21 protein-coding genes are annotated in these 20,842 nt (G+C 67.4%); 14 read left to right on the forward strand and 7 right to left on the reverse strand.

What is annotated here, in order from left to right; genetic code table 11:
• Positions 1-4: 4 nt before the first annotated feature.
• The 3 genes from aguA to FIU88_RS01600 form a co-directional block, all read right to left on the reverse strand.
• Positions 5-1,120: an agmatine deiminase gene (aguA, locus tag FIU88_RS01590; RefSeq protein WP_152480092.1), complete on the reverse strand. Its 1,116-nt coding sequence runs from the start codon at positions 1,118-1,120 to the stop codon at positions 5-7.
• Between the two features lie 14 nt (positions 1,121-1,134).
• Positions 1,135-2,601: a Na+/H+ antiporter NhaC family protein gene (locus FIU88_RS01595; protein WP_152477933.1), complete on the reverse strand. Its 1,467-nt coding sequence runs from the start codon at positions 2,599-2,601 to the stop codon at positions 1,135-1,137.
• 110 nt (positions 2,602-2,711) lie between these two features.
• Positions 2,712-4,130 (reverse strand): aminotransferase, encoded by a 1,419-nt coding sequence (locus tag FIU88_RS01600; protein ID WP_152477934.1) that lies wholly within the window; start codon positions 4,128-4,130, stop codon positions 2,712-2,714.
• 149 nt (positions 4,131-4,279) lie between these two features.
• Here FIU88_RS01600 and FIU88_RS01605 point away from each other — a divergent pair, with 149 nt between their 5' ends.
• On the forward strand, positions 4,280-5,518 hold the full coding sequence (locus FIU88_RS01605; RefSeq protein ID WP_152477935.1) for a M20 family metallo-hydrolase: 1,239 nt from the start codon (positions 4,280-4,282) through the stop codon (positions 5,516-5,518).
• Positions 5,519-5,533: 15 nt separating this feature from the next.
• A complete protein-coding gene (locus FIU88_RS01610; RefSeq protein ID WP_152477936.1) occupies positions 5,534-7,054 on the forward strand; it encodes an aldehyde dehydrogenase in 1,521 nt (506 codons plus the stop codon).
• Between the two features lie 141 nt (positions 7,055-7,195).
• Here FIU88_RS01610 and FIU88_RS01615 read toward each other — a convergent pair whose 3' ends face one another.
• Positions 7,196-8,020: a helix-turn-helix transcriptional regulator gene (locus tag FIU88_RS01615; protein ID WP_152477937.1), complete on the reverse strand. Its 825-nt coding sequence runs from the start codon at positions 8,018-8,020 to the stop codon at positions 7,196-7,198.
• Between the two features lie 119 nt (positions 8,021-8,139).
• Between FIU88_RS01615 and FIU88_RS01620 the strand changes: the two genes are divergently transcribed.
• Positions 8,140-8,841, forward strand: a complete 702-nt coding sequence (locus FIU88_RS01620; RefSeq protein WP_152477938.1) for an extensin family protein — start codon at positions 8,140-8,142, stop codon at positions 8,839-8,841.
• 292 nt (positions 8,842-9,133) lie between these two features.
• Here the strand turns inward: FIU88_RS01620 and FIU88_RS01625 are convergent, their stop codons facing one another.
• Positions 9,134-9,919, reverse strand: coding sequence for an IclR family transcriptional regulator (locus FIU88_RS01625; protein ID WP_152477939.1), 786 nt, complete (start codon positions 9,917-9,919; stop codon positions 9,134-9,136).
• A 138-nt stretch (positions 9,920-10,057) separates the two neighbouring features.
• Here FIU88_RS01625 and FIU88_RS01630 point away from each other — a divergent pair, with 138 nt between their 5' ends.
• The 7 genes from FIU88_RS01630 to FIU88_RS01660 all read left to right on the forward strand — a co-directional run bounded on the left by FIU88_RS01630 (position 10,058) and on the right by FIU88_RS01660 (position 16,032).
• Positions 10,058-10,576, forward strand: a complete 519-nt coding sequence (locus FIU88_RS01630; RefSeq protein WP_152477940.1) for a 2,4'-dihydroxyacetophenone dioxygenase family protein — start codon at positions 10,058-10,060, stop codon at positions 10,574-10,576.
• 85 nt (positions 10,577-10,661) lie between these two features.
• Positions 10,662-11,636, forward strand: a complete 975-nt coding sequence (locus FIU88_RS01635; RefSeq protein ID WP_253742663.1) for a tripartite tricarboxylate transporter substrate binding protein — start codon at positions 10,662-10,664, stop codon at positions 11,634-11,636.
• Positions 11,637-11,668: 32 nt separating this feature from the next.
• The gene (locus FIU88_RS01640) at positions 11,669-12,139 is read left to right on the forward strand and encodes a tripartite tricarboxylate transporter TctB family protein (protein ID WP_152477941.1); all 471 of its coding nucleotides are present in this window, start codon (positions 11,669-11,671) and stop codon (positions 12,137-12,139) included.
• On the forward strand, positions 12,139-13,644 hold the full coding sequence (locus tag FIU88_RS01645) for a tripartite tricarboxylate transporter permease (RefSeq protein WP_152477942.1): 1,506 nt from the start codon (positions 12,139-12,141) through the stop codon (positions 13,642-13,644). Before FIU88_RS01640 ends, FIU88_RS01645 begins: the two co-directional genes overlap by 1 nt.
• 36 nt (positions 13,645-13,680) lie before the next feature.
• Complete coding sequence (locus FIU88_RS01650) at positions 13,681-14,379, forward strand: SDR family NAD(P)-dependent oxidoreductase (RefSeq protein ID WP_152477943.1); 699 nt, start codon at positions 13,681-13,683, stop codon at positions 14,377-14,379.
• A gap of 25 nt (positions 14,380-14,404) precedes the next feature.
• Positions 14,405-15,166: an SDR family NAD(P)-dependent oxidoreductase gene (locus FIU88_RS01655; protein WP_152477944.1), complete on the forward strand. Its 762-nt coding sequence runs from the start codon at positions 14,405-14,407 to the stop codon at positions 15,164-15,166.
• A 77-nt stretch (positions 15,167-15,243) separates the two neighbouring features.
• Entirely contained in the window at positions 15,244-16,032 is a 789-nt protein-coding gene (locus FIU88_RS01660; protein WP_152477945.1) for an SDR family oxidoreductase, read from the forward strand.
• A gap of 10 nt (positions 16,033-16,042) precedes the next feature.
• Here the strand turns inward: FIU88_RS01660 and FIU88_RS19355 are convergent, their stop codons facing one another.
• On the reverse strand, positions 16,043-16,255 hold the full coding sequence (locus tag FIU88_RS19355) for a response regulator transcription factor (RefSeq protein WP_172977634.1): 213 nt from the start codon (positions 16,253-16,255) through the stop codon (positions 16,043-16,045).
• A 253-nt stretch (positions 16,256-16,508) separates the two neighbouring features.
• Between FIU88_RS19355 and FIU88_RS19360 the strand changes: the two genes are divergently transcribed.
• Positions 16,509-16,646 (forward strand): extensin family protein, encoded by a 138-nt coding sequence (locus FIU88_RS19360; protein ID WP_172977635.1) that lies wholly within the window; start codon positions 16,509-16,511, stop codon positions 16,644-16,646.
• A gap of 6 nt (positions 16,647-16,652) precedes the next feature.
• Here FIU88_RS19360 and FIU88_RS01675 read toward each other — a convergent pair whose 3' ends face one another.
• Positions 16,653-16,889: a hypothetical protein gene (locus FIU88_RS01675; RefSeq protein WP_016855242.1), complete on the reverse strand. Its 237-nt coding sequence runs from the start codon at positions 16,887-16,889 to the stop codon at positions 16,653-16,655.
• Positions 16,890-17,098: 209 nt separating this feature from the next.
• Between FIU88_RS01675 and FIU88_RS01680 the strand changes: the two genes are divergently transcribed.
• The 3 genes from FIU88_RS01680 (at position 17,099) to FIU88_RS01690 (ending at position 20,827) form a co-directional block, all read left to right on the forward strand.
• The gene (locus FIU88_RS01680; RefSeq protein ID WP_152477948.1) at positions 17,099-18,031 is read left to right on the forward strand and encodes a cobyrinic acid a,c-diamide synthase; all 933 of its coding nucleotides are present in this window, start codon (positions 17,099-17,101) and stop codon (positions 18,029-18,031) included.
• Between the two features lie 104 nt (positions 18,032-18,135).
• A complete protein-coding gene (locus FIU88_RS01685) occupies positions 18,136-19,320 on the forward strand; it encodes a toxic anion resistance protein (protein ID WP_152477949.1) in 1,185 nt (394 codons plus the stop codon).
• Positions 19,321-19,519: 199 nt separating this feature from the next.
• Positions 19,520-20,827 (forward strand): ATP-grasp domain-containing protein, encoded by a 1,308-nt coding sequence (locus FIU88_RS01690; RefSeq protein WP_152477950.1) that lies wholly within the window; start codon positions 19,520-19,522, stop codon positions 20,825-20,827.
• The last annotated feature ends 15 nt before the right edge of the window (positions 20,828-20,842 follow it).

A 20,842-nucleotide genomic window follows, 5' to 3' on the forward strand; every position in this document is an offset into this window, starting at 1 on the left:
GGGGTCAGGGGCGGGGCTGCTGTTGGGTGATGCAGTGGATATTGCCGCCGCCGAGGAGGATCTCTCGGGCCGGCACACCGATCACCCGCCGGGTCGGAAACAGGCGCTGAACGATGGCGCGTGCCTCGTCGTCACGCGCCGGGTCGAGCAGCGGCATCACCACCACCGAGTTGCCGATGTAGAAATTGACGTAGGAGCCGGCCATGCGATCGCCGGGGCGACGGGGGTGGGAATGGCTGAGCCGGTCGATGCCGCTGGCCTCGTCCTCGGCGATGTGCAGCGGGCCGGGCTGGGGCAGCCGGTGTACCGTCAGGGGGCGCCCGTGGGCGTCGGTGGCGCTTTCCAGCACCGCCAGCGCCTCCCGGGAGATGGCGTGCTGGGGATCGAACTCGTCGTCGGTCCAGGTCAGGGCGACTTCGCCGGGGGCCACGAAGCAGGCCAGGTTGTCGACATGGCCGTCTGTCTCGTCGAGGTGGCAGCCGCGAGGCAGCCAGATCACCTTCTTCACGCCGAGGGTATCGCACAGGATGCGTTCCATCTCGGCCCTCGACAGGTCGGGATTGCGGTTTTCATTGAGCAGGCACTCCTCGGTGGTCAGCAGGGTGCCTTCGCCGTCCACGTGGATGGCCCCGCCTTCCAGCACCACCGGTGCCACGAAGCGCTCGATGCCGAGCATCTCTGCGATCTTGGTGCGGATGCGGCGATCCTTGTCCCAGGGAAAATAGAGCCCGCCCTTCAGGCCGCCCCAGGCGTTGAACTCCCAGTCGACCATCGCCATCCGGCCGTCGGGGTGGGTGAGGAACGTCGGGCCGACATCGCGCATCCAGGCATCGTTGCTGGAGAGTTCGACCACCCGCACGTGTTCCGGCAGCTGGATGCGGGCATTCTCGTACTGCTCGTCGTTGACGCCGACGAATACCGTCTCGCTCTCGGCGATGGCGCTGGCCACCTCGACGAAGGCCTGCTGTGCCGGCTTGGCGCCATAGCGCCAGGTGTCGGGGCGCTGGGGCCATAGCATCCAGCAGGCATCATGAGGGGCGAACTCGGCGGGCATGGCGAAGCCCCGGGCGGCCGGGCTCTTAGGAGCGGCGCCCGACCGGGCGCCTTGGGTTGATGTCATCGTCATGTCGGGTCTCACAGGTGACCGACCACCAGGAATACACCGGTGGCGATGGTGGCGGCAATCAGCACGTAGGGAAGCTGGGTCAGGGCATGGGCCATCGGCGTGCAGCCGCTACCCTGGGCGGAGAGCACCGTGGAGTCGCCATAGAAGCAGGCGTGACTGCCGAAGGCGCTGGCCGAGATCAGCGAGCCCACCACCAGCGCCATGTTGGCGTCGACGCTTCCTGCCAGCGGCAGCACGATGGGCATGGCCACGGCGAAGAGTCCCCAGAAGGAGCCGGTGGCGAAGGCCAGGAAGGCCATCGTCACGAAGACCACGGCCGGCAGCATGCCAGGCGTCATCAGCGGTTGCACCGTGGCGATGACGAAGTCGGTCAGGCCGAGCACATCGTTGACTTCCTTGAGGGTGAAACCGGCCACCAGGGTGCCGAGCGGCATGATCATGGCCTTGAAGCCGTCCAGGGCGGTATCGAAGGTGTCATGGAAACTCAGCAGTCGCTGGGCGCCGATCAGTGCCAGCATCACCGCCAGTGCCACGATCACGCCGCGCAGGATGTCGATGTCGAAGTACCAGGTGAAGAAGATCAGGGTGACGATCGGCAGCAGGAAGTTGAGCAGGTGCGGACGGGGTTGGTTGTCGTCGATCTCCAGGGTGGTGTCTTCCACGCCTTCCGGAATGATCTGGCCAGCCGCGGCCCGCGCCTCGGCGGCCTTCATCGGGCCGATGTTGGGGATCCAGCCCAGCGCCACCAGCGGCACGATGGCGGCGGCGATCCAGGCATAGAACATGTAGGGAATGGCGTCGATATAGAGAGCCATGCCGTTGCCGCTGACATCGTTTTCCTCCAGCAGGCCGGCGAAGAACACCGCCCAGGTGGAGAAAGGCACCAGGATGCAGATCGGTGCCGCCGTGGAGTCGACGATGTAGGCGAGTTTCTCCCGGGAGATGTTGAAACGGTCGGTGATCTTCTTCATCGAGGCGCTGATGGTCAGGGCATTCAGGTAGTCGTCGACGAAGATGATCAGGCCCAGCAGCCAGGTGGTCAGCAGGCTCTGCTGCTTGGTGTGGATGCGTCGCGCCATGGTGTCACCGAAGCTGAGTACCCCGCCGGTCTTGACCAGCAGGGCAATCAGGCTGCCGAACAGCCCGCAGACCAGGATGATCCAGGTGACCGTATCGTTGCCGAGCACGCCAAGCAGGATGTCCGAGCCCTGGGTGACCACGGTGGTCGGGTCGACCATCAGCAGGCCGACCAGGGTGCCGGCCAGCAGCGATTCGATGGTGCGTCGTGTGATGATGGCCATGCCCAGCACCACGGCGGTCGGGAGCAGGCTGTAGAGGCCATAGTCGTCGCCGTCGACGAGAGCGAAACTGCTAAGACCGGCAATCAGCACGACGGCAGAAAATATCAGGCCACCCTTGGTGGTACTGCCGAAGCCTTGCAGGTGGACCTTCGAGCTCGAAGGAGAGTGTGACATCGTCATTAACCTTTGTTGTTGAATTGTTATGGTTGCACATTGCACCGTGTCCAGCCCCGCCGGGGGCCGAGTGATACGCACGGCATCTCCGGCGGGGAACGAATGGTCGTTTACAGGTAGCCATCCTCGCGTAGTGAGGCCGTGGTGGCCGCGAAAGCTTCGTCGAGGATGGCCACCACCCGGTCGACGGTCTCGCGCGTCCAGATCAGCGGCGGCGAGACGATGTTCAGATGCCCCACCGGACGGATGATCAGGCCGCGTTGCTGGGCCTCGGCGGCCACCCGGTCTCCGACCCGTGCCTCCACCGGTAGCAGCGCCTTGGTGTCCTTGTCGGCCACGTTCTCCAGGCACATCATGAAGTGACTGCCGCGCACGTCACCGACGGTTTCATGGCGGGACAGTGTCTTGAGCTGTTGCTCGAGATAGGGGCCCACCTCGCGGACGTTCTCGCAGATGCCTTCGCGCTCGATGATCTCGATGTTCTTGAGCGCCGCCGCGCAGCTTACCGGATGACCGGAGTAGGTGAAGCCGGTGCTCAGTACGCCGCCCTTGCCCTGCGGGGTGCCGAGTACCTCGTAGATTTCGTCGGAGATCAGGGTGGCGCCCAGTGGCGCATAGCCGGAGGACAGCCCCTTGGCGCAGTTGATGATGTCCGGCTGGGTGTCGAACACCGCCTCGGACGCGAAGACGTGCCCCAGGCGGCCAAAAGCGGTGACCACTTCGTCGGCGATGAACAGGATATCATTCGCGCGGCAGACGGCCTGCACACGCTTATGGTACCCCTCCGGCGCCACCAGCACGCCGCCGGCTCCCATGATCGGCTCGGCGATGAAGGCGGCGATGTTATCGGCGCCGATCTCGGCGATGGTGTCCTCGAACTCGGCCACCAGATGATCGCAATAGTCGGCCTCGCTCATGCCCTCGGGGCGGCGGTAGCAGTTGGCCTCGCTGAGGTGGGTGACCAGATGGTCGAGGGTGTCGAAGTCCCAGTTGTTGCTCTCGATGCCGGTCAGGCTGGCGGCCAGGTAGGTGGTGCCATGGTAGGCATTGTTGCGCGAGAGGATGCGCTTCTTGCGGGGTTTGCCCAGGCGGTTGAAGTAGTAATGCACCAGGCGGATGGTGGCGTCGTTGGCCGTCGAGCCACCGCAGGTGTAGAAAACGTGATTGAGGTGCGCGGGCGCCAACTCGGCGAGTTTGGCGGCGAGCTCCGCGGCCGGGGCATTGGACAGATTGTTGAAGGTCGAGAAGTAGGCCATGCGGGTGGCCTGGTCGGCCATGGCCTGGCCGATCTCGGCGCGGCCGTGGCCGACGTTGACGCACCACAGCCCGGCGATGCCGTCGATGAAACGGTTGCCCTTGGCATCCTGAACGTAGATGCCGTCGCTGTCGGTGATCAGATCGCAGCCCTTCTCGTGGAAGACGCTGAAGTCGGTGAAGGGGTGGATGAAGTGATCCTTGTCCTTCTGCCACAACGCCTGGGCGTCCAGGGCGGGGGCGGAGGGGGTCGGGCGATGGAGTGTTGTTGTCATGGTGAAGCCTCCTGTGAGTCTCGACCAGCCTAGCGAGCCCCGGGATGCCGATGACATATCCTGATTGGGGTATATCGGGGGCGATGGTGCCCCTCGTATGGTGATGGCCAGGCGTTCGCCGCCATTAACAATGACCAACGAGGCGCACCATGACGATTTCCATCGACGACCAGCGGCTGTGGAGCACGCTGATGGCCATGGCCGAGATCGGCCCCACTGCGAACGGCGGCAGCTGCCGCCTGGCGCTGACCCCCGAGGATGCCGCCGGCCGCCGCCTGCTGCTCGACTGGTGCGAGACGATCGGCTGCACCTGGCGCGTCGACCGGGTCGGCAATCTCTTCATTCGCCGCGCTGGCAGGCGCGATGATCTCGACCCGGTGGCCACCGGCAGTCATTTGGATACCCAGCCCAAGGGCGGTCGCTTCGACGGCATACTCGGCGTGCTGGCCGGGCTCGAGGTCTTCCGCGCACTGCATGATCAGGGCGTCGTTACCGAGCGCCCGCTGGAGCTGGTGGTGTGGACCAACGAGGAAGGCAGTCGCTTCGCCCCGGCCATGGTCGCCTCCGGCACCTTTGCCGGGGAGTTTGCCGTCGAGGAGACCCTGGCCCGCCGCGATGCCGACGGTGTGACCCTTGGGGAGGCCCTGGAGGCCTGCGGCTTCGCCGGTGACATGCCGGTGGGCGAGCCGCGGCTGGACGGCTTCTTCGAGCTGCATATCGAACAGGGGCCGGTGCTCGAGGATGCCGACGAGTCGATCGGCGTGGTCACCGGCGTGCAAGGCATGCGCTGGTTCGATGTCACCTTCAGCGGCCAACCGGCCCATGCCGGCCCCACTCCGATGCGGTTGCGCCACGACGCCCTGGCCGCGGCGGCGCGCCTGATCGACCGACTGCAGACGCATGCCCTGGCCGATGACAGCGGCAACACCAAGGTCACTTTCGGGTGCCTGGATATCGAGACCGCCTCGCGCAACGTCATCCCCGGCGAGGTGCGCCTCACCGTCGATCTGCGCCACGTGGTAGAGGGCGAGCTGGACGCCCTCCAGGCGCGTTTCGAGCATGAGCTGGCCGCCGCCGCCGAGACCTACGGCGTGGCGGTGTCCCAGCAGCGTGTCTGGCTCTCGCCGGTAGTCGACTTCGCCCCCGAGTGCATCGCCGCGGTGGAAGCCGCTACCCGGGCCCAGGCGGTGCCCTATCGGCGCATGATGAGCGGCGCCGGGCACGATGCCGTCTACGTGTCCCGCGTCGCCCCCACCTCGATGATCTTCATCCCCTGCCGCGACGGCATCAGCCACAACGAGGCCGAATACGCCACCCCGGAGCACTGCGCCCTGGGCGCCCAGGTGTTGTGCGATGCCATGCTCACCCGCGCCGATCGTCCGGCTTGATCAAGGGAGTTTCTCATGACCGAACACCCCCGCATTCCCCAGACGCACGCTGACTGGCAATCGCTGGCCGCCTCGCTGGTCGAGCGAGGCCTCGAGACCCGCGCCTACATCGACGATGCCTTCGTCGCGGCCAAAGACGGCGCGACCCTGACCACGATCAACCCGGCTACCAGCGAGGTGCTCGCCGAGGTGGCGAGCTGTGATGCCGCCGATGCCGAGGCCGCGGTGGCGGTCGCCCGGCGCGCCTTCGATGGCGGCGACTGGTCGCGTCTCGCCCCGGCCGGCCGCAAGGCCGTGCTGCTCCGCCTCGCCGACCTGATGGAGGCCAACAAGCACGAGCTGGCGCTGCTCGACACCCTGGACATGGGCAAGCCGGTGGCAAGCTCGCTGGGCGACATGGCCGGTGCCATCGGCTGCCTGCGCCACCATGCCGAGTCCATCGACAAGCTCTACGGCGAGGTCGCGCCCACCGGCGACGACGCCCTGGGTCTGGTGCTGCGCGAGCCGCTGGGGGTGGTGGCCTCCATCGTGCCGTGGAACTTTCCGCTGATGATGACCGCCTGGAAGATCGCCCCGGCCCTGGCCGCCGGCAACAGCGTGATCCTCAAGCCCTCGGAGAAGTCGCCGCTGTCCGCGCTGCGCCTGGCCAGCCTGGCCCGCGAGGCGGGCCTGCCGCGGGGCGTGTTCCAGGTGCTGCCGGGCTTCGGCCACACCGTGGGCAAGGCCCTGGCGCTGTCGATGGACGTCGACTGCCTGGCCTTCACCGGCTCCACCGGGGTGGGCAAGCAGCTGATGCAGTACGCCGGCCAGTCCAACCTCAAGAAGGTGTTCCTGGAGTGCGGCGGCAAGAGCCCGAATATTGTCTTTGCCGATTGCAAGGATCTGGACCGGGTCGCCGAGCATGCCGCCGGGGCGATCTTCCACAACCAGGGCGAGGTGTGCATCGCCGGCTCGCGGCTGCTGGTCGAGAACCGTATCCGTGAGGCCTTCGTCGACAGGGTGCTGGCCGCCGCCGAGCGCATGCAGCCCGGCGACCCGCTGGACCCTGACAGCTTCATGGGTGCCATGGTCGACCAGGCCCAGTACGAGCGAGTGCTCGATTACATTCGCCGCGGCAAGGAGGAGGGCGCGATCCTGCGCGCCGGCGGCGCGGCGATCAAGGTCGACGGTAAGGGGCTCTTCATCCCGCCGACGGTGTTCGACGGCGTCACCGACGCCATGGCGATCGGCCGCGAGGAGATCTTCGGCCCGGTGCTGTCGGTGTTTGGCTTCGAGGACGAGGAGGAGGCCGTGCGCCTTGCCAACGACAGCGACTACGGTCTGGCGGCCGGGCTGTGGAGCCAGGACATCGACCGCATCATGCGCGTCACGCGCCGGCTGCGCTCGGGCCAGGTGTTCGTCAACAACTGGGCGGACATGGACCAGACGGTGCCCTTCGGCGGGGTCAAGCAGTCGGGCAACGGGCGCGACAAGTCGCATCACTCGCTGGAGGAGTACTCCGATCTCAAGAGTGTGTGGATGACGCTGGCGCCTTAGGAAAGCGCCGATTGATGCTGCGCTCGATAGCCTGGCCGCCCCGCCTCTCTTCGCTAGCGACGTCCATCAACGCTTTCCCACAGCATTGTATGGGCAGCATGAAAAGGCCGTCCGCGATGAACCGCGCCCGGCCTTTTCGCGTCAGCCGCCCTGCTGGCGCGATACCAGCGCCACATGGTCGAGGAACAGCCGGAAAAGCTGCGACTGGCTGGAGACGTCCAGGCGCTGGTAGATGTGCTTGCGGTGGACCTTGACGGTGCCGTCGCTGATGTCGAGCTCGAGGGCCGCCGATTTGGTGGAGTGCCCCGCCAGCAGCAGTCTCACGATTTCCCGTTCGCGCTGGGTCAGGGCCTCCTGACCGAAGCTGTCGAAGGCCGCCTCCACCGGCTCGCGCTCCTCCAGTCGGGCCTGGAAGCCGTGCCCCTGCCACTTCCAATATTCGCCGAGCAGGGCGGCCACTACTGGAGCGATATGGCGAAGCGCCAGCATGGCGCGACGCGTCACCCGAGGGCCGTCGCCGCGGAAGCCCAGCGACACCACCATCACCACGTCGTCGTCGACCCGAGCAAACAGCCCAATCTCGTCGGATAGCCCCAGAGCGCGATAGTAGTAGTGGTAGTAGTCGCTGCTCTCAAAGCAGTCCGGCGCTAGCTCGCGCAGCCGGCAGGCGCCGTGGTCGAGCCCGTCGTGTACGGCCTGGAAGAAGGGGTCGAGCAGGTAGGCCTGGCTCAGGTAGCGCTCGATGCCCTGCTGCCGCCGATCCGGCGGGTAATTGTCGTGGATCAGCAGGGGCCGGTGACGTCCCTTGTAGGTGTTGATCAGGATGGTGTCGAACCCGACCAGCTCGTGTAGCGTCTGCTCCAGCAGGGTCGGCAGGCTGGCATGACCGGCGCTGCGGATTAGTTGGGCCAGGCGCTGGTGCCAGGTCTGGCTGGCGGAGTTGGCGAGCAGGTCGGTGAGGTTCATGGGCAACGGCAGGCTCGAATGGCGGGAAGCCGCCTCAGGGTATCACCGGCGGCGCCTGGGGTGACACGGCATGAACCGGGCTAAGCTCGAGACGACACGACTGCAATCTCTGGAGGGACATGCGCACGCTGTTGCTGATACTGGCGATCATCGGCCTGCTGGTGGGGATCGCGCTCGACAAGGGCATCTGGACGCTGCCCGCCGGCTGGAATCCCTGGCGGCCGCTGGCCGTGGAAGACCCGCCGACGCCGGTGACGCGCTGGAAGCTCGGCCGCCTGCAGGACGATCCCGAGGCGTGTCTGGCGGTGCTGGCGCGCAGCGACGAGCCGGCGCTGGCCTATACGCCGCTGGCCGATCACGAGCCGGTGGCGGGCTGCCCGCTCGAGAACGTGGTGCGGCTGGAGCGTTCGGGGGTGAGATTCAGCTCGAGCTTCGTGGCCACCTGCCCGCTGGCGGTGGCCTGGCTGCGCTACGAGCGCCATCGCCTGCAGCCCGCCGCCCGGGCGCTGTTCGGCCAGCCCGTGGTAACGGTGGAGCACTATGGCAGCTTCGCCTGCCGCAATATCTATGGCCGCGAGGAGGGGCGGCGCAGCCAGCACGCCACGGCGGAGGCGCTGGACGTGGCCGCCTATCGGCTGGCCGACGGTCGGCGCATCGCGCTGCCCGGCGACTGGGGCGGCGACGATGCCGAGGGTGACTTCCTGGAGCGGGCCCGGCAGGGCGCCTGTGACGTCTTCGGCACCGTGCTGGGCCCGGACTACAACGCCGCGCATGCCGATCACTTCCACCTGGCCCTGCGCGGCTGGCGGGTCTGCCGCTGAGCGCGATCAGCGCTCGACGAGGTTGATGTCTTCCTCGTCGGTGGCTGGCCGTGACGAGTCGCATCACTCGCTGGAGGCGTACTTCGACTTCAAGAGTGTGTGGATGACGTTCGCCACTTGAACGTCGTCTGTCTGCGGATTCCAGCATTAGGCCGATCTCCCTGTGACATCGCGGCGCTACCAGCGACGCCCTGAGAGTTCATCGTCATGCCATTGGTTCATGCTTTTACGGCGTTTTCCGGCCCTCGGGCCGGTTTTTTGTTTACAGCTGGGTACGGCATGCAATGAGGCCTTACGTGGCTAGCCCCACAGTATGGCACTGCCCCCGAATGATACCCACGATGCGGGCTTCGTCATCATCCTGCAGGCGATAGCGCGGCACGCTGACGCTGATGGCGCCCGCGATGTTGCCATCGGCGCCACGAACCGCCAGGCCGAAGCAGATGATATCGGGTTCGTTCTCCTCATCGTCGATCGCATAGCCTCGCTCCCTGGTGAGCCGCAGTTCCTCACGCAGGCTATCCAGCGACGTATGGGTGCGGTGCGTGACCGGGTCCAGTTGAAGCTGTGACAGGTATTGTTCCCGGGTCGGCTCGTCCAGGGCGCCCAGGTACGCCTTGCCCACCGAGGTGGAGTGCATGGGCACAGGCATGCCGATGTAGGAGGCCATGCGTACCGCCTCGGGTGATTCCACCTTGTCGACGAATGTCATATGGCAGCCGACTGGCACGCCGAGGTGCACGGTTTCGCCCGTCTCCCTGCCGATCGCCTTGAGCGTGCTGCGTGCCCGTTGCTGCAGACTGCTCTCGGCGATCGTCTGTTGCGCCAGGCGAAGAATCTCCCGTCCCAGAACGTATTCGCCGCCGAGGGGGTTGCGCTCGATGAAGCCCTCCTGCTCGAGGGTGTTGAGCAACCGGTACACCGTGGGTCGAGGCAGTCCCAACCGTCGTTGAATATTGCCGGCGCTGGCATGTTCGGACAGCTCGGGAATGACCTGAAGCAGCCGCAACCCCTTGGTCACGGCGGCGGCTCCCTGCACGGCGGGCCGCGTCTGTTTCGTCTCGGTTTGGTCGTTCATACCCGGCCTCTACTACCAATGTCTAACGAATGTTCGGCGTCTAATCATTTGACGCCCTCTCCTGATCCTCTTAACTTCCCTAGGGCATTGTCCATATTATGAATCAATAGTCCACTATGTGGACAAAAGAGGTGCCCAATGTCGCAAGACGACCACCAGCGCATGCCGTATCAGTATCCCCAGCCCGCCGAGGCGTCAACGGAAATCGTCGTTCCCCAGGCGATTCCCGAAGACGAGCGCGTATGGGTGCCACAGGCAGAAAACGTCGATTTTCGGCCGCTGTGCCTGAATGCCTCCCAGGGCTACTGGGTCAACCTGCTGCGAGTTCGCAAGTCCGGCGTGCTGAGCCGGCATCGCCACCCCAACCCCGTGCACGGGGTGGTGCTCAAGGGCCGCTGGCGCTACCTGGAGCATGACTGGGTGGCGGAGGAAGGCAGCTATGTCTACGAGCCCCCCGGCGAGACCCACACGCTGGTCGTGGACGAGGACGTCGAGGAGATGATCACCCTCTTCCAGGTCAACGGCGTGATGTATTACGTCGATCCTTGGGGCAAGCATCTGGGCTTCGAAGACGTCTTCACCAAGATCGATATGTGTCGCCAGCATTACGAAGCCTGTGGCCTCGGCGGGGATTTCGTCGACCAATTCATTCGCTGAGTGCCCACGGGCGCTCGCGCTTCTCGCCAACACGACAACCTATAACAACACCAGCCATAACAATCAGCGTTGAAGGAGCCTCAGCATGATCTTCCACAACAAGTCGCTCGTCCTGTCCGCCGGCCTGCTGTCCGCCATGTTTGCTGCCGGGTCGGTCCAGGCCGCCTATCCTGAAAAGCCGATTCAATTGATCGTGCCCTGGTCCGCCGGCGGTGGCACCGACGCGGTGGCACGCCAGCTGGCCAGCGGCCTCGAGGAGGCGCTGGGCCAGCGCGTCAATGTAGTGAACCGCACCGGTGGCGGCGGCATCGTCGGTCATACCGCCATGACCATGGCCGAACCCGACGGCTATAGCCTGGGGCTGGTGACCGCCGAGATAAGCACCTACCGGAATATCGGCACGGCGCCAATCTCCTACGAGGACCTCGCGCCTGTCGCCATGGTCAACCTCGATGCCGCGGCCTTTAGTGTGGCAGCCGACGCCCCCTGGAGCGATCTGGAATCGGTCCTCGCCGATATCGAGGAAAACCCAGGGGCCTATACGGTCTCCGGCGCTGCGCCTGGCGCCGCCTATCATCTCGCCTTCTCCGGCTTCCTCAACCAGCAGGGCATCGATCCGAACGCGGTCACGCTGGTGCCCAGCGAAGGGGCGGCCCCCGCCATGCAGGAAGTGGTCGCGGGCGGGGTGAACTTCGTCTTCTCGTCGCTGCCCGAATCCGAGTCCATGCGCGAGGCGGGGCGGGTCGAGACGCTGGCGGTGTTCGCCAACGAACGCCTCGAGGCCTTTGCCGATATCCCGACCTCCGGGGAAATCACCGGCGAACCCTGGGCGGCGGGTACCTGGCGGGGCCTGGTGGGGCCGGACGGGCTGCCTGATGAGGTGGTCGAGACCCTGGCCGATGCCACCCAACGCGTCTACGAATCGCAAGAATTCCAAGACTTCATGGCCAGTCGTGGTTTCGGCGTCGAGTGGCTGGGCCCCCAGGCCTTCGGCGACTTCATGGCCGAGGCCGATGCCAACAACGCCGAGATCATCGACAAACTCGGGTTGGGCGAATAAGCCTCGTCCGACCACACGCGACAGGATTCGAGATGCGCATCAATGATCTCGTGCTCGGGCTGGTGATGGCGCTGCTCGGCGCGATCACCGTCCTCGCCTCCCGAGACTTTTACACGCTACCGCGCCAGGACTTTGGCGCGGGTACCTTTCCCACCCTGATCGGCAGCCTGCTGATCGTGCTGGGGCTATTGCTGGCGCTGCGCGGATGGCTGCGCCGCGGTCCGCTGTTCGTCTGGCAGGGAACGGTCGCGCCCTCGCGGACCCTGATCTGCCTGGGGGCGGTGGTGGCCGCGGTGAGCGGCTATGTGTGGCTCACGCCGCTCCTCGGCTTTCCCGTGTTGGCCATGGCGATGCTGACCGTGTTGATCGGCTGGCTGTCGAGGGGACGCTGGGGGTTGGCCGTGGCGGTGGCGGCCGTGGTCACCCTGCTGATCTGGCTGGGCTTCGCCATGCTCCTGCACGTGCCGCTTGATCTGGGTTTCCTCGAGGGAGTGATCTACTGATGGCAGAATTACATCAAGCGTTGGCGATGGTTCTGGCCTGGGACGTGCTCGCGATCATCGTTGGTGCCTCGCTATTCGGGCTGTTCATCGGTGCCATTCCCGGCCTGACCGCCACCATGGCCACTGCCCTGCTGGTGCCGGTGACCTTCTTCATGGACCCGCTACCCGCCATCGCGGCCATCGTCTCGGCCACGGCCATGGCCATCGTCGCCGGTGACATTCCCGGGGCCCTGCTGCGCATCCCCGGCACCCCGGCCTCGGCCGCCTACACCGACGAGGCCTACCTGATGGGGCGTCAGGGCAAGATCGGCCAGGCGCTCGGCGTCAACCTCGTCTGCTCGGTGCTGGGGGGCATCGTCGGTGTCGCCATCCTGGCCTTCTGCGCGCCGATCGTGGCGGACTTCGCCCTTCAGTTCACCAGCGACGAGTATTTCTGGCTGGCACTGCTGGGGCTGTCCTGTGCCGTGCTGGTCTCCGGTGCCGATCCCCTCAAGGGCGCGCTCTCCATGCTCCTCGGCCTGTTGATCGCCATGGTCGGCATGGACAGCGTCTCCGGCCAGATCCGCTTCATCTTCGGCGTGCCGGAGCTGATGGGAGGTATCTCCATCCTGCCGGTGCTGATCGGGCTGTTCGCGGTGGCCGAGCTGCTGAGGCGCTTGCCGGAGATCGGGCGTGGCGCCTTGCCTACGCCGCCGCCGGTCAAGCGCCCCTTCGCCGGAGTCGCGGGGCTGGTCTGGCGCTACAAGGGCGGAGTGGCCCGCAGCAGTGTCCTGGGTACCCTGATCGGCGCCTTGCCTGGTGCGGGGGCGGATATCGCCTCCTGGATCAGCTATGCCATCTCGCGTCGTCTTTCCCGGACGCCGGAGAAGTTCGGCACCGGTCATCCCGAGGGGCTGGTCGCGGCCAGCTCGGCCAACAACGCCGCCTTGTCGGGAGCCTACGTCCCGGCACTGGTGTTCGGGATTCCCGGCGACACCATCACCGCCATCATTATCGGCGTGCTGATGATGAAGGGGGTGACGCCGGGCCCGGATGTCTTCACCACCGATGCCGCCCTGGTCAACGCCATCCTGCTGTCCTTCCTGATCGCCAACCTGCTGTTGCTGCCGCTGGGACTGCTGGCGGTGCGTGGTGCCCGCCACATCCTGTCGGTGCCGGCCAGCGTGCTCTATCCGTTGATCCTGCTGTTCTGCATCGTCGGTGCCTACGCCGCCAACAACAGCATGCTCGATGTCTGGTTGATGCTGGGGCTGGGGCTGATCGCCTATGTGCTGGCCGAGAACGACTTCCCCATCGGCCCGATGATCCTGGCGGTCATCCTGGGGCCGGTGGTGGAAAGCAACTTCATGCGCTCGATGATCAAGTCCGGTGGTGATCTGTCGGCGTTGTTCGAGCGGCCCATCGCCGCCGGGCTGGGCGGCCTGGCGATCTTGGTGTGGCTGGCCATCATCGGCTCCACTCTGTGGGCGACACGACGCACGGCGCGTCACCACCTTTCCACCTGATTCCCACCTTCTAACCCACCGAAATCGAGGAGTGCCATGAAAACCCTAGTCGTCATTGGAGGTAGCTCGGGCATCGGCAAGGCGATCGCCGAGGCGTTTGCGGCCCGCGGAGACGAAGTACACGTGACGGGCGTCGAGCCCCCGGAGGACATGCGCGTCGAGGGGGTGGCCGGTCGCCATCGCCTGGATGTCCGTGACGAGGCGGAGGTAAGCCGATTCTTCGAGCGCTTCGAGCGCCTCGATGCTCTAGTGAATTGTGCTGGGGTCATCCAGCGCGAGGGCCGAGAGTTCACTCCCGAGGGCTTCGCGACCGTGGTGGATATCAACCTCAACGGCTCGCAGCGCTGCTGCCAGGCGGCACACGGCGCCCTGAAGGCCGCCGGCGGCTGCATCATCAACACCGCCTCCATGCTGTCCTTCTTCGGCAGCGGCCAGGCGCCTGCCTATTCGGCCTCCAAGGGTGGCGTCGCCCAGTTGACCCGCTCGCTGGCGATCGCCTGGGCCGCCGACGGCATCCGTGTCAATGCCTTGGCCCCCGGCTGGATCGCCACCGATCTGACCTCGGCGCTGACCCACAACAGCGAGCGCTCGGCGGAACTGGTGGGTCGCACGCCCATGGCGCGCTGGGGAGAGCCGGCGGACATCGCCGGCCCGGCGCTGTTCCTGGCCTCGCCGGAGGCGCGCTTCGTGACCGGCGTGATCCTGCCGGTGGACGGCGGTTATTCGGCCCGTTGAGTGCGACGGATGTGAGGACAACCGCATGAGCAAAACCGAATCGCCCGCCGATGCCACCACCGCAAGACTGCCTCGCTACGATTTTCGTCACAAGGTCGCCGTGGTGACCGGCGGCAGTCGTGGACTTGGGCGTGCCATCGTCGAGCGTCTCGAGCGAGATGGCGCCAGCGTCTGGGTGCTGGATGTCGCCCCCGATACGACAGCACCGCGCCAGTTGGTGGCCGATGTCACCGATCCCGAGGCGCTGGCTCGATGCGCCGAGACCATTCGGGCACAGAGCGGAGGGATCGACATCTTGGTCCACAGCGCCGGCATGGCCGGCGCCACGGCCCCCTTGGTGGAAAGCGATCCGAAGACCTGGCGGCGGGTCGTCGATATCAACCTGGTCGGCGCCTTCGAGGTGTGCCGCTGTTTCGTCCCCCATCTGCTGGAACGGCCGCGTGCCTGGCTGGTGAACCTGGCATCGCTGGCGGGCAAGGAGGGCACGCCCAACGCCTCCGCCTACAGTGCGGCCAAGGCCGGAGTGGTGGCCCTGACCAAGTCGCTCGCCAAGGAGCATGCCACCACCGCGCTGCGCATCAACGCCCTGGCCCCGGCGGCCATCGACACCGAGCTGCTCGGCCAGATGAGCCCGGATCATGTCCAGACCATGATCGACAAGTCGCCACAGGGGAGATTGGGGCGGCCGGACGAGGTGGCCGAGATGGTGGCCTGGATGGTGTCGGAGGCCTGCAGCTTTCAAACCGGGGCCGTGTTCGACCTGTCCGGTGGCCGGGCGGTGTATTGATCGATACCCACCAGGATCGTGCTGCCAATCGCAGGCCGCGGCCTGGTCGGAAACATCACATGAAGGAGAGACACGATATGGACCTGAACATCGCCGGACGCTGGGCCGTGGTGTGCGCCGCCAGCAAGGGGTTGGGTCGAGGGTGCGCGCGCGCTCTGGCCAGGGAAGGCGTCAACCTGGTGATCAATTCGCGCAGCGAGGACGCCCTGCAGGCGGCCGCCCAGGAACTGATCGCCCTCAATGGCGAGATCGAGGTGCGCCCCGTGGCCGGCGATATCGGTAGCGAGGCGGTGCGTGCCGCGGTGCTGGCGGCCTGTCCGAGGGTCGATATCCTGGTCACCAACAACGGTGGGCCCCCGCCGGGGGACTTTCGCGACTGGGAACGCGATGACTGGTTGCAGGCGGTGGAGGCCAACATGCTGACGCCGATAGAGCTGATCAAGGCGACCGTGGATCGCATGGCGGACAACGGGTTCGGGCGAGTCGTCAACATTACCTCGGGGGCCGTGAAGGCGCCCATCGATAGTCTGGGGCTTTCCAACGGGGCGCGGGCGGGCCTCTCCGGTTTCGTCGCGGGCCTGGCGCGTCAGCCACGACTGGCGAGCCGTAACGTGACGATCAACAACCTGTTGCCGGGTAGCTTCGATACCGAGCGTCTTCGCAGCGGGCTCGCCGGGGCGGCCGAACAGGGGCACCAGACGCTCGAGGCGGTGCGCGAGCAACGCCTCCAGGGCATTCCGGCGCGGCGTTTCGGCTCCGCGGACGAATTCGGTGCCTTCTGCGCCTTTATGTGCAGCGGCCAGGCCGGCTACCTGACCGGGCAGAACATCCTCCTCGACGGCGGCGGCTACCCCGGGACCTTCTAGTTCCCGGACCTCAGCCGCCGTGCTGGCGGTAGACCAGCGCCACTTGGTCGAGGAACAGCCGGAATAGCTGCGACTGGCTGGAGACCTCGAGGCGCTGGTAGATGTGCTGGCGGTGCACCTTGGCGGAGCCGTCGCTGATGTCGAGCTTGCGGGCCGCCGACCTAGTGGAGTGGCCGGCCAGCAGCAGCCGGACGATCTCCCGCTTGCGCTGTGCCAGGGCCACCTGCCGAAGCTGTCGAAGGCCGCCTCCACCGGCTCGCACTCCTCCAGTCGGGCCTGCGGGCCGTGGCCCTGCCACTTCCGGTACTCGCCGAGCAGGTCGGCCAACACCGGGGCGATATGGCGCAGCGCCAGCATGGCGCGACGCATCACCCGGGGACCGTCGCCGCGGAAGCCCAGCGATACCGTCATAACGCGTCGGCATCGACCCGGGCGAACAGCCCGAACTCGTCGGACAGCTGGGCGCGACAGTCGTGGTGGTAGTCGTCGCTGCTCTAGAAGCGGTCCGGCGCCAGCTCGCTCAGCCGGCAGGCACCGTGCTGGGCCCGGACTACAACGCCGCGCATGCCGATCACTTCCACCTGGCCCTGCGCGGCTGGCGGGTCTGCCACTGAGTGCGATCAGCGCTCGTCGAGGTTGATGTCTTCCTCGTCGGTGGCCGCGCCGGTGGCGGCGCCCACGCCGCCGCCGATCACGGCGCCCTGGCTCACATCGCCGCCGGTCACGGCCGCCGCGCCGGCACCCACCGCGGCGCCCACGCCCGCACCGCTCGCGGCGCGTTCGCCCGTCGTCGTGCCGCAGCCGGCCAGGGCCAGGGTCAGCAGGGCGCCGAGGCTAAGCATCAGGGTCCGTTTCATGGGGTATCTCCTTCCGGTGCTGGAGGCTTCGTTGCAGGGGAGCCGGCCGCTACGCTGCCGGCCGTCGTTACCCATGGTGGTCGAATCCCTGCCGCGGTGCCAACTGTGGACGATCAACGACACCCCGCCCGGGGTGGCGGGATGGCCGTGCTGGCCTCATCATGAGACCGTCACCACAGAGAGCAGCCACGGGAGGCCACGACGACGCCATGCTGGGATTCCTTCAGGGAGCCGCCTACGGCCTGTTCCTGACCTGCCTGCCCTGGTGCCTGGCGGGGCTGGCCAGCCCGCGGCTGGCGCTGGCCGTCGAGCAGCCCAGCCGCTGGCAGGTGGTGGTGCGCTATGCCTTTCTGGTGCCCTTCCTCAGCCTGCTGATGTGGCTGACCTCGCTGTGGGGCGGCTTCGACCCCAGCCTCGGCGGCTGGCTGGCGGGGCTCGCCGCCATCGCCGTGGAGCTGCCGCTGGAACGGCGCTGGCGGCGTTTCCGGGCGAGGCGGCACAAGCGCCGGCTCGAGGAGATGCTGCGCGCCGAGGCCACCCGCCGCCGCCACGAGTCGGCCCGGGAGGCCGGCGTCAGCGAGCTCGATCCCGACCATCCGCCGGCCGACGCCGACGAGGTGGTGCAGGCGCTGTGCCGGGCCAAGCGGGCGCTGCTGGAGGTCGACCGTGCCGATCATGCCGCCCAGGTCGACCGCCTCTACAGCCGCTACGGCAACGTGCTGGAGGTCATGGCCTCGCGCTTCACGGCCGGCGAGCTGGCCCACGAGCGGGCCCGCTCGCTGGTGGTCGAGGTGTGCATGGGGGCGGTGGACAACTTCACCGCCATGGCCTCCCAGGCCCGCGGCGTGGCCGGCCTCGACGTCGACTTCATCCGCCGCCGCCTCGGCCATGAGGCCGGCAGTCTGTCGGCCAACGAGACCGACGCCCTGCGCCGCCGGCTGGCGCTGATCGAGGACACCGAGAAATCGCTGCGCCGGCTGGCGGCGCGCAACGAGGCGGCGCTGACCGCGCTGGACGACACCAGCGTGGCGCTGTCGCGCATCGTCACCGGCCGCCCGCGGGCCCGGGTCGGCGCCGACCAGGCCTGCGAGGAGCTGCGCCGCTTCATCGACGGCGCCGGGCGCTACGGCCGCGAGACCTGACCGGGCGCGCCGGATAGACTGGCGGCACGTCCTGGCCGCGATCATTCGCGGCAGCCACAGCCAGAGAAGACATGGCATCAGCGAGAGAAGAGGAGAGCCTGCCAATGACCGACGCGCCTCAGCCCGAGGGCAGCCCGCTGTCGCTGCCGCCCGTGGAACGCATCGCCGAGGAGCTGGAGCGGCCGGCGGCGGACGAGGCCGGGCGCGCCGCGGCGGACCCGCGGCTCGCCGCCATGGCCGAGGCCTTCGTGGCCGAGACCCTGGGCGACGAGGCCGAGGGCGCCGCCGCCCGCCAGCGTCGGGCGGTGGACGAGATGGGCCTCGAGCTCCAGCAGCAGGCCGCGCGCCAGAGCGAGATGCTCAAGACGCCGCTGCGCCAGCTGGCTCGCCACGGCGAGGAGGGCGGGCCGGTCGCCAAGGCGCTGGTGGCGCTGCGCGGCCGCATGGACGACCTAGACCCGCGCCATCATCGCCTCGAGCCCGGCCGCTTCGACCGGCTGCGTCGGCTGCTGCCGGGCGCCAGCAGCCGGCTGCAGCGCTACTTCCACCGCTTCGAGACCGCCCAGCAGGCGCTGGAGGCGATCATCGCCGATCTCCAGGGGGGGCGTGACATGCTGGAGCGGGACAACCTGACGCTGTCCGACGACCAGGAGGCCATGCGCGCCACCCTCGACCAGCTCGAGCGCCAGGTGTCGCTGGGGCGGCTGATCGACGAGCGCCTGATGGCGGCCCGCGACGAGATCGCCGACGACGACCGTCGCGCCTTCGTCGAGGAGGAGCTGCTGTTCCCGCTGCGCCAGCGCATCCTCGACCTCCAGCAGCAGCAGGCGGTGTGCCAGCAGGGCGTGCTGGCGCTGGAGGTGATCATCCGCAACAACCGCGAGCTGATGCGCGGCGTCGACCGGGCGGTCAACGTCACGGTGTCGGCGCTGAGCGTGGCGGCCACCGTGGCCCTGGCGCTGGCCAACCAGCGGCTGGTGCTCGACCGCGTCGAGTCGCTCAACGCCACCACCAGCGAGACCATCGCCGGCACCGCCCGGGCGCTGCGCCAGCAGGGCGTGGACATCCAGACCCGCGCCGCCTCCGCCAACCTCGACATGAAGGCCCTCGAGGGCGCCTTCGCCGACGTCATGGCGGCGGTCGACGACCTGGCGAGCTATCGCCGCGAGGCGCTGCCGCGGCTGGGCGAGCAGATCGAGCGGCTGGAGGGGCTGACCCGCGAGGGCGGCGACGCCGTGGAGCGCCTGGCCCGTGAATCCGGCGAGCCCGCGGGGACAGACAAGCGCTGATCCCGGCGTTGCCGGCCCCTTCGCCGCTTTTCCTTGCTGTTCTTGTCTCTCTGAGTGGGCCGCCCTCGAGGCCATCGAGGCGAGCGCGCGGCGTCTGAGGCGTCGCCGGCTGGACTATGCTGCAGGAGTGATGTTCGCGTCGCCGTGACGGCGCCCGGGATCGGCCCGTGGCGCCGACGTCGGGCGGCAGGGAGCGATCATGAACACCGCAGTACGCAACGTCTTCGTGGTGGGGCTGGACGACTTCAATCGTCAGCGGCTCGAGGGCCTGAAGGGGGCGGAGGACTGCCGCTTCCACGGCGTCATCGCCCCCGAGGCGGTCTACGACACCGAGGTCTTCGACATCGCCGCCATGCTCGACGAGTCCACCGCCCAGCTGGAGGCCTTCGACGGCACGGTGGACGCCATCGTCGGCTACATGGACTTCCCCGTCTCGACCATGCTGCCGATCCTCTGCGAGCGCTTCGGCACCCGCTCGCCGACGCTGTCGAGCCTGCTCAAGTGCGAGCACAAGTACTGGAGCCGGCGGGTGCAGCAGGAGGTCATCGCGGCGCACATCCCGGCCTTCACCGCCTTCGATCCCTTCGACGACGAGGCCCTGACGCGCATCGGCGAGCAGGGGCTCCACTTCCCGTTCTTCGTCAAGCCGATCAAGTCCTCCGGCTCGCGGCTGGGCTTTCGCATCGACACCCCGGAAGACTTCTACCATGCCATCGAGCGCCTCCGCGCCGAGATCGGCCTGATCGCCGATCCCTTCAACACCGTGCTCGAGCAGGCCCGGCTGCCGGGCGAGATCGCCGCCGTGGAAGGCCACTTCTGCATGGCCGAGGCGATCATCGGCGGCTGGCAGTGCACCGTGGAGGGCTACGTCTTCGAGGGCGAGGTGGTCAGCTACGGCATCGTCGACTCGCTGCGCTATCCCCAGGTGCTGAGCTTCTTCCACTACCGCTATCCGTCCGGGCTGCCCGAGGCCGTCCAGGCCATCATGCGCGAGCTGACCGAGCGGGTGATGCGCCACATCGGCTTCGACAACTCGGCGTTCAACATCGAGTTCTTCTGGGACGAGGTGCAGGACCGCATCTGGCTGCTCGAGATCAACACCCGGCTGTCGCAGTCGCACTGCGACCTGTTCGAGAAGGTCGACGGCGCCAGCCACCAGCAGGTCGCCGTCGACCTGGCGCTGGGCCGGCGGCCCGGCATGCCGCATCGCCGGGGCGAGTTCGCGGTGGCCGCCAAGTTCTTCTATCGGGTGTTCTTCGTCGATGCCGTGGCCGTCAGGGTGCCGAGCGACGAGGAGATCGCCGCCCTGGAGGCGGATTTCCCGGGCACGGTGATCCACCTGCAGGTGGCGCCCGGCCAGCGGCTGTCGACCCTGCCGGAGCAGGACAGCTACAGCTTCGCGCTGGCGCATGTCTGGATGGGCGCCGACGGCGCCGAGCGGCTGCTGGAGCACTACGAGCGCCTGGCGGCGCGGCTGAATTTCGAGTTCGAAGACATCGTGGGCTGAAGAAGGAGGGCAGCA

Origin of the sequence: Halomonas sp. THAF12 (assembly GCF_009363675.1) — a bacterium.
Taxonomy (GTDB): Bacteria; Pseudomonadota; Gammaproteobacteria; order Pseudomonadales; family Halomonadaceae; genus Halomonas; species Halomonas smyrnensis.

Coding starts and splice junctions, on each gene's coding strand:
- aguA (WP_152480092.1), bottom strand. CDS start 1,120: ATGACATCAACCCAAGGCGCCCGGTCGGGCGCCGCTCCTAAGAGCCCG.
- FIU88_RS01595 (WP_152477933.1), bottom strand. CDS start 2,601: ATGTCACACTCTCCTTCGAGCTCGAAGGTCCACCTGCAAGGCTTCGGC.
- FIU88_RS01600 (WP_152477934.1), bottom strand. CDS start 4,130: ATGACAACAACACTCCATCGCCCGACCCCCTCCGCCCCCGCCCTGGAC.
- FIU88_RS01605 (WP_152477935.1), top strand. CDS start 4,280: ATGACGATTTCCATCGACGACCAGCGGCTGTGGAGCACGCTGATGGCC.
- FIU88_RS01610 (WP_152477936.1), top strand. CDS start 5,534: ATGACCGAACACCCCCGCATTCCCCAGACGCACGCTGACTGGCAATCG.
- FIU88_RS01615 (WP_152477937.1), bottom strand. CDS start 8,020: ATGAACCTCACCGACCTGCTCGCCAACTCCGCCAGCCAGACCTGGCAC.
- FIU88_RS01620 (WP_152477938.1), top strand. CDS start 8,140: ATGCGCACGCTGTTGCTGATACTGGCGATCATCGGCCTGCTGGTGGGG.
- FIU88_RS01625 (WP_152477939.1), bottom strand. CDS start 9,919: ATGAACGACCAAACCGAGACGAAACAGACGCGGCCCGCCGTGCAGGGA.
- FIU88_RS01630 (WP_152477940.1), top strand. CDS start 10,058: ATGTCGCAAGACGACCACCAGCGCATGCCGTATCAGTATCCCCAGCCC.
- FIU88_RS01635 (WP_253742663.1), top strand. CDS start 10,662: ATGATCTTCCACAACAAGTCGCTCGTCCTGTCCGCCGGCCTGCTGTCC.
- FIU88_RS01640 (WP_152477941.1), top strand. CDS start 11,669: ATGCGCATCAATGATCTCGTGCTCGGGCTGGTGATGGCGCTGCTCGGC.
- FIU88_RS01645 (WP_152477942.1), top strand. CDS start 12,139: ATGGCAGAATTACATCAAGCGTTGGCGATGGTTCTGGCCTGGGACGTG.
- FIU88_RS01650 (WP_152477943.1), top strand. CDS start 13,681: ATGAAAACCCTAGTCGTCATTGGAGGTAGCTCGGGCATCGGCAAGGCG.
- FIU88_RS01655 (WP_152477944.1), top strand. CDS start 14,405: ATGAGCAAAACCGAATCGCCCGCCGATGCCACCACCGCAAGACTGCCT.
- FIU88_RS01660 (WP_152477945.1), top strand. CDS start 15,244: ATGGACCTGAACATCGCCGGACGCTGGGCCGTGGTGTGCGCCGCCAGC.
- FIU88_RS01675 (WP_016855242.1), bottom strand. CDS start 16,889: ATGAAACGGACCCTGATGCTTAGCCTCGGCGCCCTGCTGACCCTGGCC.
- FIU88_RS01680 (WP_152477948.1), top strand. CDS start 17,099: ATGCTGGGATTCCTTCAGGGAGCCGCCTACGGCCTGTTCCTGACCTGC.
- FIU88_RS01685 (WP_152477949.1), top strand. CDS start 18,136: ATGACCGACGCGCCTCAGCCCGAGGGCAGCCCGCTGTCGCTGCCGCCC.
- FIU88_RS01690 (WP_152477950.1), top strand. CDS start 19,520: ATGAACACCGCAGTACGCAACGTCTTCGTGGTGGGGCTGGACGACTTC.